Annotated in this window: 11 protein-coding genes; 7 read left to right on the top strand and 4 right to left on the bottom strand. The window is 66.6% G+C overall.

The annotated features are described in order from the left end of the window. Nucleotides 1-7 precede the first annotated feature (7 nt). The 3 genes from LC062_RS16195 to fsa form a co-directional block, all read right to left on the bottom strand. Nucleotides 8-412, bottom strand: a complete 405-nt coding sequence (locus tag LC062_RS16195) for a hypothetical protein (RefSeq protein WP_224912069.1) — start codon at nt 410-412, stop codon at nt 8-10. Nucleotides 413-450: 38 nt separating this feature from the next. Continuing rightward, nucleotides 451-1419, bottom strand: a complete 969-nt coding sequence (locus LC062_RS16190; protein WP_224912068.1) for a tyrosine recombinase XerC — start codon at nt 1417-1419, stop codon at nt 451-453. Nucleotides 1420-1490: 71 nt separating this feature from the next. Beyond that, on the bottom strand, nt 1491-2144 hold the full coding sequence (gene fsa / locus LC062_RS16185) for a fructose-6-phosphate aldolase (protein ID WP_224912067.1): 654 nt from the start codon (nt 2142-2144) through the stop codon (nt 1491-1493). A 295-nt stretch (nt 2145-2439) separates the two neighbouring features. On the opposite strand from fsa, the gene LC062_RS16180 reads away from it, so the two are divergent. The 7 genes from LC062_RS16180 to LC062_RS16150 all read left to right on the top strand — a co-directional run bounded on the left by LC062_RS16180 (nt 2440) and on the right by LC062_RS16150 (nt 10576). After that, nucleotides 2440-4680 (top strand): primosomal protein N', encoded by a 2241-nt coding sequence (locus LC062_RS16180; RefSeq protein WP_224912066.1) that lies wholly within the window; start codon nt 2440-2442, stop codon nt 4678-4680. A gap of 260 nt (nt 4681-4940) precedes the next feature. Beyond that, a complete protein-coding gene (locus LC062_RS16175) occupies nt 4941-5501 on the top strand; it encodes a F0F1 ATP synthase subunit delta (protein WP_224912120.1) in 561 nt (186 codons plus the stop codon). Further along, nucleotides 5501-7030, top strand: coding sequence for a F0F1 ATP synthase subunit alpha (atpA, locus tag LC062_RS16170; RefSeq protein WP_224912065.1), 1530 nt, complete (start codon nt 5501-5503; stop codon nt 7028-7030). Before LC062_RS16175 ends, atpA begins: the two co-directional genes overlap by 1 nt. A 35-nt stretch (nt 7031-7065) precedes the next feature. Beyond that, nucleotides 7066-7947: a F0F1 ATP synthase subunit gamma gene (locus LC062_RS16165; protein ID WP_224912064.1), complete on the top strand. Its 882-nt coding sequence runs from the start codon at nt 7066-7068 to the stop codon at nt 7945-7947. Between the two features lie 24 nt (nt 7948-7971). Continuing rightward, nucleotides 7972-9396, top strand: a complete 1425-nt coding sequence (gene atpD / locus LC062_RS16160) for a F0F1 ATP synthase subunit beta (RefSeq protein WP_224912063.1) — start codon at nt 7972-7974, stop codon at nt 9394-9396. A gap of 24 nt (nt 9397-9420) precedes the next feature. Beyond that, on the top strand, nt 9421-9828 hold the full coding sequence (locus LC062_RS16155) for a F0F1 ATP synthase subunit epsilon (RefSeq protein ID WP_224912062.1): 408 nt from the start codon (nt 9421-9423) through the stop codon (nt 9826-9828). A gap of 136 nt (nt 9829-9964) precedes the next feature. Further along, on the top strand, nt 9965-10576 hold the full coding sequence (locus LC062_RS16150; protein ID WP_224912061.1) for an alpha-ketoglutarate-dependent dioxygenase AlkB family protein: 612 nt from the start codon (nt 9965-9967) through the stop codon (nt 10574-10576). Nucleotides 10577-10621: 45 nt separating this feature from the next. Here the strand turns inward: LC062_RS16150 and ubiB are convergent, their stop codons facing one another. Next, nucleotides 10622-12190 carry a 2-polyprenylphenol 6-hydroxylase gene (gene ubiB, locus LC062_RS16145; RefSeq protein ID WP_224912060.1) on the bottom strand — a complete coding sequence of 523 codons (1569 nt, stop codon included), beginning with the start codon at nt 12188-12190 and terminating at the stop codon, nt 10622-10624. Between the last annotated feature and the right edge of the window lie 2 nt (nt 12191-12192).

Genomic DNA, 12192 nt, shown 5'->3' with positions numbered 1-12192 from the left:
CGCCCGGTCACTCGCGGATCATGATCGCGCTGTGAAAGGCATTCGGCTCCTTGGGGTCATGCGGGTCGATGGTCACCAGCGCCTCGATGCGCTCGCCCATGCGGACGATGATGATCTCGCGGGCACTGAAAAAGCCTTCGAAACGTGCGAACAGTCGGCCATCGGCTTGGCGGAAGGCCTCGGTCCAGCCCCATTTGCAGTCGCGCGGGGCGCAGTGGGTAAAGGCACGCATCTGCGCCGTGACCTGGCCGTCGATACAGGCGCTGGTGATTTCGATCCGCCGGATCTGCCGGGTCTGCGCCGCCGGGTTGACCCAGCTTCCCGCCTCGGGAATGCGGCAAAACTCCTCATCCGCCAGAGATGGCGTCGTCAGCAGCAGCAGGCCGAGGAGAGGAAGAGCGGGAACGCGCATGTGCGATTCTGTTCTACTGTGGCGTGCTCAGTCAATCGTCATCTCGCCGGTTTGCCGGCGCCGGCGCGTGGATGCGCCCGGTCATAGACATCGAGCAACCGCGCCGCATCCACCTCGGTGTAGATCTGTGTGGTGGAAAGGCTCGCGTGGCCGAGCAGTTCCTGGATGGTCCGCAGATCGCCGCCGCCGGCCAGAAGATGGGTGGCGAAGGAATGGCGCAGGGCATGCGGGGTGGCGCTGTCGGGCAGTCCCAGGGCGCTTCTGAGCCGAGCCATGGCGTATTGGACGATGCGCGGGTTGAGCGGGCCGCCGCGCACGCCAAGAAACAGCGGCCCGTCCGGTGCGGGCGTGTACGGGCAGGCGGCGAGATAGGCCTCCACCGCCTCGCCGACGATCGGCAGCAGCGGCACGATCCGTTGGCGCCCGCCCTTGCCGGTGATCCGCAAGGAGCGGCTTTCCTTGCGCGGTGCGCTGGCGCCGGTCAGCGAAAGCGCCTCGCCCAGCCGCAGGCCGCAGCCGTAGAGCAGGGTGAAGACAGCGGCGTTGCGCGCCGCCACCCAAGGTTCGGTATCCAGACTGCAATCGGCATCGACAATGGTCAGGGCATCGCTGGCGGCAACCGGCTTGGGCAGCGAGCGCGGCTGGCGCGGAGGGCGCACGGCAGCGGCCGCCGCGGCGTTGACGTCGCCACGCCGCTCCAGAAATCCAAGGAAGGAGCGGATGCCGGCAAGGCCGCGGGCGAGGGTCCGGCTCTGGCTGCCACCCTGGCGGCGCCGGGCGAGAAAGGCGCGGAAATCCGCCGGGCGCAGCTCGGCAAGATGGGCGAGCGCGGGCGGTTCGCCCTGATGACCGGTGAGGAAGCGCAGGAATTGCCGCACATCCCGCTCGTAGGCGATGAGCGTCTTGTCGGCGAGCCGGCGCTCTGACCCGAGATGATCGAGCCAGTCATCGATTGCCGCATTCACATCGGCACGGGCACAGACAAGGAGCGAATCATCGTCGGTCATGCGGGGAAGGGTAGCATGGTACGGGACCGGTAGCGGTCGCCACCGGTCCACGCCACGCGGTAAGTCGGAGCTTAGAGGATGCTCTGGCCGGTCTTGGCCCAGTCAGCCAGGAACTGCTCCAGCCCCTTGTCGGTGAGCGGATGCTTGACGAGGCCCTTCAGCACCGCCGGCGGCACCGTGGCGACATCCGCGCCGACCAGCGCGCAGTCCTTGACGTGGTTGGCGGAGCGGATCGAGGCGGCGAGAATCTCGGTCTCGAAGCCGTAATTGTCATAGATCACCCGGATTTCGCGGATCAGATCCATGCCGTCGGTGTTGATGTCGTCGAGCCGGCCGATGAACGGCGAGATGAAGGTCGCGCCGGCCTTGGCGGCGAGCAGCGCCTGATTGGCGGAGAAGCACAGGGTGACATTGACCATCCGGCCTTCGTCCGTCAGCACGCGGCAGGCCTTCAGCCCGTCGAGGGTGAGCGGCAGCTTGATGGCGATGTTGTCGGCGATCTCGGCGAGCTTGCGGCCCTCGGCGATCATGGCCTCGGCGTCCGTCGCGGTGACCTCGGCGGAGACGGGGCCGTCAACCAGCGCGCAGATCTCGGCGATCACCTCGGGCATCGGCCGGCCGGCCTTGAGGATCAGCGAAGGATTGGTGGTCACGCCGTCGAGAAGCCCGGTCGCGGCCAGTTCCTTGATGTCCGCTGTATCCGCGGTGTCGACGAAGAATTTCATGGCGTGTCTGGCTCCTTGGCTGAACGGCCCGGGCTCTGGCGGCCGGACGCATCAGGGTCGCATCGGCGCGGGCGGCCGGTGTGATATGTCTGGGTGGCCGGCCATCCCCTTTTGGGCGCCGGCTTTTGCCTGCATATCGCAGGACGGTCAGCGGCGACAGCCCCGATTCGCTCGAAAAGGGCGAAACCGCCTCGTCCTTGCCCCGGATTTGCGACATTGTGGCCCGTCCCGATTCGCGGACGGGCCGAAGAGGTGCGTCCGCCGTGCCGCCAATGGACCCTTGCAAGCGACCCCGATGACGCAGACGCCTCTTCCGAAAGCTCCAGCCCGCACCGCCGTGCAGGACCTGTTTGGCGGGTCTGCCCGTCCGCTGGTGCGGGTGCTTTTGCCGGTCGCGGTCGCCGAGCCCTACACCTACCGGGTGCCGGAGGGGATGGCGCCCGGCCTCGGGTCGATCGTCCGCGTGCCGCTTGGGCCGCGTGAGGTGATCGGTGTCGTCTGGGCGGTGGATGCGGCCGCCCCGGTCTCACCCGGGCGGCTGAAGGATCTGTTGCATCACTACGACCAGGCCCCGCCGCTCGATGATGCCTTGCGGGCGCTGATCGACTGGGTCGCCAACTGGACGCTGGCCTCGCCGGGCATGGTGCTGCGCATGGTGCTGCGGTCGGAGGAGGCGCTGGAGCCGGAGGCGCCGGTTCCCGGCGTACGGCGGATCGAGGCGGCGCCGCCGCCCGAACGCCTGACCGCCGCCCGCAAACGGGTGCTCGACACCATGGAGGACGGCTTTGCCTGGTCGAAGAGCGGTCTTGCCCACGCCGCCGGCGTCAGCCCCTCGGTGATCGACGGGCTGATCGCCCATGAGGTGCTGGAGGTGGTGCAGATGCCGGCCGTCCCGCCAGTGCCGGCTCCGGATCCGGACTGGGCGCCGCCAAAACTGACGGCGGCACAGCAGGTCGCCGCCGACCGGCTTGTCACGGCTGCCCGCGGCGGGTTCCAGACCTTCCTGATCGATGGTGTGACCGGCTCGGGCAAGACCGAAGTCTATTTCGAGGCGGTCGCCGCCGCGCTGCGCGCCGGGCGGCAGGCGTTGATCCTGATTCCCGAGATCGCCCTGACCAGCGCGTTTCTGGAGCGATTCGAGCGCCGTTTCGCTGCAAGGCCCGCCGAATGGCACTCGGAAATCTCGCCGAAGCAGCGTGCTCGTGTCTGGCGCGGCGTTGCCACGGGCGATGTCCGGGTGGTGGTCGGCGCCCGCTCGGCCCTGTTCCTGCCGTTCCGCGAACTGGGCCTGATCGTTGTCGATGAGGAGCATGACGGCGCCTACAAGCAGGATGACCGAGTTCCCTACAACGCCCGAGACATGGCGGTGGTGCGGGGCCATCTCACCGGTTTTCCGGTGATTCTCGCCTCGGCCACCCCCTCGGTGGAAAGCCAGGTGAACGCGGAGGCGGGACGCTATCAGCGGCTGGAGCTGCCGGAGCGTGCCCTCGGCGCCAACATGCCGGAGATCGTGGCGATCGACATGCGCCAGGACGGACCGGAGCGCGGCCAGTGGCTGGCGCCCGCCCTGCGCCGGGCCATCGCCGAGGCGCTGGCCGACGGGGCCCAGTCGCTCTTGTTCCTGAACCGGCGAGGCTATGCACCGCTCACCCTGTGCCGCTCCTGCGGCCATCGCTTCCAATGCCCCAATTGCAGTACCTGGCTGATCGAACACAGGTTTCGCGGTCAGCTCGCTTGCCATCACTGCGGCCATGTGGAGCCGAGCCCGGATCACTGCCCCTCTTGCGGCGGCACGGACTCGCTGGTGCCCTGCGGGCCGGGGGTGGAGCGCATCGCCGAGGAGGCCGGTGATCTGTTCCCCGATGCCCGGGTGCTGGTGCTGTCCTCCGATCTGCCCGGCGGCGCCGAACGGATGAAGCGGGAGATGAAGGTGATCGAGGAGGGCGGCGCGGACATTGTTGTCGGCACCCAGTTGGTCGCCAAGGGGCACAATTTTCCGCTGATGCGGCTGGTGGGCGTGGTCGATGCGGATCTCGGCCTTGCCAATGGCGACCCGCGCGCCGCCGAACGGACCTTCCAGCTTCTGGCCCAGGTCACGGGCCGTGCGGGGCGGATCAGCGGCCAGGGCCACGGGATGCTGCAGACCTACGCGCCCGAGCATCCGGTGATCCGGGCGTTGGCGCGCGATGACCGCACCGCCTTCTACGGGGCGGAGATCGCCGCCCGCCGGGCGGCACATCTGCCACCCTTCGGCCGGATGGCGGCGCTGATCGTCTCCGGCCCGGACAAAGCCGTCGCCGCCACCCATGCGCGTGCGCTGGCGCTGTGCGCGCCGCATGATCCCGCCCTGACCGTGCTCGGTCCGGCGGAAGCGGCGCTGGCGCTGGTACGCGGGCGCCACAGGTTCAGGTTGCTGGCGATGACCCCCCGCGCGACCGACCTGCAAGGGCTGTTGCGGGAGTGGCTGAAACGGGCGCCGAAGCTGCGGGGCAGCGTGCGCCTCCAGGTTGATGTCGATCCGCAGAGCTTTCTTTAGCCATCGTTGAAAATGGCAAATGCCGTTGAGTCCGCTGCATTTGTGGGGCGCCCGGAGCCATTTCCGGGGGCACGAGCGCGAAATCAGCCATGCGGCTATGTTGCGCCGCTCGGAAGCCTGTGCTAATCGGAGCGCGGCTTTGCGGGGGCGAAAAGCCTTTGGCTGCTCCCCGATCCAAGAAAGTTTCAGTTTTCCAAGGCCTTGCAATCAGCATTGCTGAGAGCTTCGGCTGCAAACCTGCGTCAGAGAGCACGGACCCTGTGACCGACAACGTATCTCTCATTTCAGGCGTGGCTTCCCGTTACGCGGCGGCACTGCTCGATCTGTCAGAGGAGCAGGGCTCCGTGGCGGACGTCGAGAAGGCCCTGACCGCTTTCGAGAAGCTGCTCCAGGACAGCGACGACCTCAGCCGTCTTGTCACCAGCCCCGTTCTGACCGCCGATGCGCAGCTGAAGGCGTTGACGGCGGTTCTGGACAAGGCCGGCATTGGCGGGCTCGCCGCTAACTTCCTCAAGCTCGCGGCGCAGAACCGGCGGTTGTTCGCCGTGCCGTCGATGATCGCCGCGTTCCGCGCCGATCTGGCGCGGCGGCGTGGTGAGCTTTCGGCGGACGTGGTTTCGGCCAGCGAGCTGTCCGATGCGCATGTTGCGGCGCTGAAGGAGGCGCTCAACGCGGCGACCGGCAAGTCCGTGACGATCACGGCGAAGGTCGATCCCTCCCTGATTGGCGGCCTGGTCGTCAAGGTCGGGAGCCGGATGATCGATACTTCGCTCAAGACAAAACTCAATTCCCTCAAGTTCGCGATGAAAGAGGTCGGCTGATGGATATTCGGGCAGCGGAAATCTCCGCCATCCTCAAGGACCAGATCAAGAACTTCGGCCAGGATGCCGAAGTGACCGAAGTCGGTCAGGTGCTCTCCGTGGGTGACGGTATCGCCCGTGTTTACGGTCTGGACAACGTCCAGGCCGGTGAGATGGTCGAGTTCCCCGGCGGTATCAAGGGCATGGCCCTGAACCTCGAATCCGACAACGTCGGTGTCGTGCTGTTCGGGTCCGACCGTGAGATCAAGGAAGGCGACACGGTCAAGCGGACCGGCGCCATCGTCGAGGTTCCGGTCGGTAAAGGCCTTCTCGGCCGCGTCATCGATCCGCTCGGCAATCCGCTGGACGGCAAGGGCCCGATCGAGGGTTCCGAGATGCGCCGCGTCGACGTCAAGGCTCCGGGCATCCTGCCGCGCAAGTCGGTGCACGAGCCCATGTCCACCGGCCTCAAGGCCATCGATGCGCTGATCCCGATCGGCCGCGGCCAGCGTGAGCTGGTCATCGGTGACCGTCAGACCGGCAAGACCGCGATCATTCTCGACACGTTCCTCAATCAGAAGCCGCTGCATGCGGGTGACGACGAGGGCGCCAAGCTCTACTGCATCTACGTTGCCGTCGGCCAGAAGCGCTCGACCGTCGCGCAGTTCGTCAAGCAGCTCGAGGAATCCGGTGCGCTGGAATACTCGGTGATCGTCGCCGCGACCGCTTCGGACGCTGCCCCGCTGCAGTTCCTGGCGCCGTTCTCCGGCACCGCGATCGGCGAGTTCTTCCGCGACAACGGCATGCATGCGGTGATCGGCTATGACGATCTGTCCAAGCAGGCCGTGGCTTATCGTCAGATGTCCCTGCTGCTCCGTCGTCCGCCCGGACGTGAAGCTTTCCCGGGCGACGTCTTCTATCTGCACTCCCGCCTGCTCGAGCGTTCGGCCAAGCTGAACGAGGCCAATGGCTCCGGTTCGCTCACCGCGCTGCCGGTCATCGAGACCCAGGGCAACGACGTGTCGGCCTTCATTCCGACCAACGTGATTTCGATCACCGACGGTCAGATCTTCCTGGAGACCGATCTGTTCTTCCAGGGTGTCCGTCCGGCCGTGAACGTTGGTCTGTCCGTGTCCCGCGTGGGCTCCTCGGCGCAGATCAAGGCGATGAAGCAGGTCGCCGGCAAGATCAAGGGCGAGCTGGCTCAGTACCGCGAAATGGCGGCCTTTGCCCAGTTCGGTTCCGATCTCGATGCCACGACCCAGCGGCTGCTGAACCGCGGCGCGCGTCTGACCGAGCTTCTGAAGCAGGCGCAGTTCTCGCCGCTGAAGACGCAGGAACAGGTTGCGGTCATCTATGCGGGCGTCAACGGCTACCTCGACAAGATCGACGTCGGTCAGGTCAAGGCCTTCGAAGAAGGGCTGTTGCTCAACCTGCGTGGCGAACATGCCGATCTTCTGGATGCGATCTGGGAGAAGAAGGCGCTCGACGACGAACTCGAGGGACGCCTGAAGGCGGCTATCGAGGCGTTTGCCAAGAACTTCGCCTGACGCATCACTGACGGCACCTGGAACAAGGGGCGGCCATGCCGAGCCTGAAGGACTTAAGAAACCGGATCGCCTCCGTGAAGGCGACGCAGAAAATCACCAAGGCCATGCAGATGGTGGCCGCGGCGAAGCTGCGTCGCGCTCAGGAGGCGGCGGAGGCCGCACGGCCCTATGCGGAACGCATGGAAGCCGTGCTGGCAAATCTCGCCACCGCGTTCGAGGGACGCGAGGATGCGCCGGCCCTGCTCGCCGGAACGGGTCGTGACGACGTGCACATGCTGCTCGTCGCCACGGCGGAACGCGGCCTGTGCGGCGGCTTCAACTCCTCGATCGCCAAGCTGGCGCGCGACCGCGCACGCTCGCTGATCGCCGCTGGCAAGACGGTGAAGATCGTCTGCGTCGGCAAGAAGGGCTTTGACAGCCTGAAGCGCGATCTTGGCACCCATATCGTCAAGACCGTCGAGCTGCGCCACATCAAGCGCGTTGCCTTCCACGATGCCGACGAGATCGGCAGCATGGTCCGGCAGATGTTCGCCGATGGCGAGTTTGACGTCTGCACCGTGTTCTACTCCCGGTTCCAGTCGGTGATCAGCCAGATCCCGACGGCACAGCAGCTCATCCCGGCCACCTTCGAGGGGGCGGGTGAAGGCGGTGCGGACCGCGGTGTGGTGTACGAGTACGAGCCGGACGAGGGGGAAATCCTCGCCGAATTGCTGCCGCGCAACATCTCGGTGCAGATATTCCGCAGTCTTTTGGAAAACGCGGCCTCCGAGCAGGGCGCACGGATGAGCGCCATGGACAACGCCACGCGCAACGCGGGCGAAATGATCGACAAGCTGACGCTGAACTACAACCGCCAGCGTCAGGCTCAGATCACCAAGGAGCTGATCGAAATCATCTCGGGCGCCGAAGCGCTCTGACCGGATCGAGACGAGGATAACACTATGGCTGACACGAAAGTCGGACGAGTTACCCAGGTCATCGGCGCCGTTGTCGACGTCCAGTTCGACGACCACCTTCCGCCGATCCTGAACGCATTGGAAACCGAGAACAACGGCGCCCGCCTTGTGCTCGAGGTTGCCCAGCATCTGGGCGAGCGCACCGTGCGCACCATCGCCATGGACGCCACCGAGGGTCTGGTGCGTGGCCAGGAAGTCCGCGACACCGGCGAATCGATCTCGGTTCCGGTTGGCGACGGCACGCTCGGCCGCATCATGAACGTCATCGGCGAGCCGGTCGACGAAGCCGGCCCGATCCCGCATGACGCCAAGCGCGGCATTCACCAGGAGGCTCCGGCCTTCGTGGAACAGTCCACGGAAGCGGAAATCCTCGTCACCGGCATCAAGGTCGTCGACCTCCTGGCGCCTTACGCCAAGGGCGGCAAGATCGGCCTGTTCGGCGGCGCCGGCGTGGGCAAGACGGTTCTGATCATGGAACTGATCAACAACGTCGCCAAGGCGCACGGTGGTTACTCGGTGTTCGCCGGTGTTGGCGAGCGTACCCGTGAGGGTAACGATCTCTACTGGGAGATGATCGAGTCCGGCGTGAACAAGGAAGGCGGCGGTGAAGGCTCCAAGGCCGCGCTGGTCTACGGCCAGATGAACGAGCCCCCGGGAGCGCGTGCCCGTGTCGCACTGACCGGTCTGACCGTTGCCGAGGACTTCCGCGACAAGGGCCAGGACGTGCTGTTCTTCGTCGACAACATCTTCCGCTTCACCCAGGCGGGTTCGGAAGTGTCGGCGCTGCTCGGCCGTATTCCTTCGGCGGTGGGCTACCAGCCGACCCTGGGTACGGACATGGGCGCGATGCAGGAACGCATCACCACCACCACCAAGGGCTCGATCACCTCGGTGCAGGCCGTGTACGTGCCGGCCGATGACTTGACCGACCCGGCGCCGGCTTCGACCTTCGCCCACCTTGACGCCACGACGGTGCTCAACCGTTCGATCGCGGAAAAGGGCATCTACCCGGCCGTGGATCCGCTGGACTCCACCTCGCGCATGCTCGACCCGCGCATCATCGGCGACGAGCATTACGAGACCGCCCGTGCCGTGCAGGCGACCCTGCAGCGCTACAAGGCGCTCCAGGACATCATCGCCATTCTCGGCATGGACGAGCTCTCCGAAGAAGACAAGCTGGCAGTGGCCCGCGCCCGTAAGATCGAGCGCTTCCTGTCGCAGCCGTTCTTCGTCGCCGAGGTCTTCACCGGTTCGCCGGGCAAGCTGGTTTCGCTCGAAGACACCATCAAGGGCTTCAAGGGCCTGGTGGAAGGCGAGTACGACCACCTTCCGGAAGCCGCCTTCTACATGGTCGGTTCCATCGAGGAAGCGGTCGAGAGGGCTCAGAAGCTCGCAGCGGAAGCTGCGTAAGGCAACGAAGGATCGAGGCACGACATGGCGGGAGCATTCCAGTTCGAGCTCGTCTCCCCGGAGCGGCTTCTTCTCTCCGAAGAAGCCACCGAGGTTGTGGTGCCGGGCGCCGAGGGCGAGTTCGGCATCATGGCGGGACACGCTCCGGTGATGTCGACCATGCGCCCGGGCGTCCTTCGGGTCGTCCGTGCCGCCGGCGGCACCGAGCGCTACTTCATTCGCGGCGGTTTCGCCGAGGCCGGCCCGAAGGGGCTGACGGTTCTGGCCGAAATGGCCGTGCCGGTCGAGGATCTGAAGGCCGATGAGATCGCCTCGCAGATCCGCGATGCCGAGGAAGATGTGCGCGATGCGAAGGACGAGGCAAGCCGGGAGAGGGCAGCCACCGTGCTGCAGCAGCTCCGCGACGCCGAGACCGTCCTGAAGACGCTCTGAACGACGCGACAGCAACGTTTCAAGATTGATCAACGCCCGGTGCCATGCGCCGGGCGTTTTTCTTGGCTGGGTGCTCCGGGTATAGGATGGGCGCGCGGCTCCCGGCGCCCAGGGAGCGAAAGCAGGGAGGTTGGGCATGAACGCCAAGCCGCTACCGGAAGGATTTCGCCTGCTGCCCGGCTATTTCGACCGGGCCGGGCAGGAGGCGCTTCTTGCCGCCATCCGCAAGGTGGTGGCGGCCGCGCCGCTGTTTACCCCGGTGATGCCGCGCACGGGCCGCCCGTTCTCGGTGCGCATGTCGAATTGCGGACCGCTTGGCTGGGTGTCGGACCGGGAGGGCTACCGCTATCAGGCCCATCATCCGGAGACCGGCGAGCCCTGGCCGCCGATGCCCGGTCAGCTTGACGACTTGTGGGCGATGGTGGTGCCAAATCAGCCGCCGGCTCAGGCCTGCCTGATCAACTACTACGGGCCAGGGGCGCGCATGGGGCTGCACCAGGACCGGGATGAGCGGGACTTTTCCGCGCCGGTGGTGTCGGTCTCGCTGGGCGCGACCGCGATCTTTCGCCTCGGCGGCACGAGCCGCCAGGCGCCGACGCGCTCGTTCCGCTTGTCATCTGGCGATGTGCTGGTGCTGGGCGGAGAGGCAAGGCTCGCCTTTCACGGCATCGACCGGATCCTTCCCGGCACCTCGACGCTGCTAAAGGATGACGGGCGCATCAACCTCACGCTGCGCCGGGTCGGCTGAGGGCCCCGCCCCCGTCCCCCCTGCCGGTCCGGCGGACAGCCGCGCCTAGCCGAAGACGGCGATGGCCAGCAGCCCGGCGATGATCCAGAGGGCGATTCGGCCCGAACGGGTGTGCCGGGCTTCCGCCTTGCCGATGGCTTCGGCGGTTTCCGCGTCGAACCTCAGCCCTTTTTCCGTCATCCGCTCGATCTCGCCCGAGAGCCGTCCGGCCCGGTCGGCGAGCAGCGGCAGGTCGGCGGCAAGACGGCCGAGCGCGGCAAGGCCTCCGGCGGCATCCTGCAGACGGCCGGCCGGTCCGAGATTGCGCTCGATCCAGCCGCGCACCACCGGTTCGGCCGTGTGCCACATGTCGAGATGCGGGTTGAGCGTGCGCGCCACCCCCTCGACCACCACCATGGTCTTTTGCAGCATGATGAGCTGGGTCTGGGTGCGCATGTTGAACAGCTCGGTGACCTCCAGCAACTGGGTCAGAAGCCGGGCCATGGAAATCTCGGAGGCATCATGGCCGTGGATCGGCTCGCCGATGGCGCGAATCGCCTGGGCGAACACGTCCATGTCCTGATCGCGCGGCACGTAGCCGGCCTCGAAATGCACTTCCGCCACCCGTCGGTAGTCGCGGGTGATGAAGCCGAACAGGATTTCGGCGAGGAACCGCCGTTCCGCCGGGCTGAGCCGGCCGGTGATGCCGAAATCGACCGCCACCAGCGTGCCATCGGCCTCAACGAACAAATTGCCCTGATGCATGTCGGCATGAAAGAAGCCGTCGCGCACCGCATGGCGCAGGAAGGACTGGATTACGGTGGCGCCGACCGCCGGCAGGTCGTGGCCATCGGCCTCGATTCCAGCCACATCGGAAAGCTTGCGGCCCTCGATCCACTCCATGGTCAGGACCGATTTCGCCGTGCGCGGCCAGTTGACTTGCGGCACCCGGAACCCTGGGTCCTCCCGGGTGTTCTCGTTCATTTCCGAAAGCCCGGCGGCTTCGAGACGAAAATCCATTTCCAGTTCGACCGAGCGGGCCAGCGTGTCGACGACGGCCACCGGACGAAGGCGCCGTGAGGGGGGATGCAGCCGCTCCATGGTCTGTGCGACCAGATAGTAGCTCTTCAGATCCCGGCGGAACCGCTCGGCAACGCCTGGGCGCAGGATCTTGACCGCCACCTCGCGCAGCTCGCCGTCATGGTCGCGGATCTTGGCGCGATGAACCTGGGCGATCGAGGCGGCGGCCACCGCCTCGCCGAACTCCTCGAACAGCGCGTCCACCGGCTGGCCGAGCTGCTCCTCGACGACGCGCTGGGCCTCGGCCATCGGAAAGGCCGGCAACTGATCCTGCAGCGAGGTCAGGTCGGTGGCGATGTCCCGGCCGACCACATCCGGCCGGGTGGCGAGGAACTGGCCGAGCTTCACATAGGAGGGGCCGAGCCGGTTGAGCGCATCGGACAGGCGCTTGTCGGCGGTCTTCCGGCGCACCGAGCGGCGTTCCAGCAGGCGGATGGTGCGAAGCGCCATGCGTTGGGCCGGCGGCAGATCGGGCAGGTCGACGATGCCGAACACCCCTTCGCGGGCCATGACAAGGCCCGCGCGGGCCAGACGGAAGACTGCGATCAGCGGCATTG

This window comes from Stappia indica, from assembly GCF_020177335.1.
GTDB classification, from domain to species: domain Bacteria; phylum Pseudomonadota; class Alphaproteobacteria; order Rhizobiales; family Stappiaceae; genus Stappia; species Stappia indica_B.
This window is presented reverse-complemented; position numbering and strand designations above follow the sequence as displayed.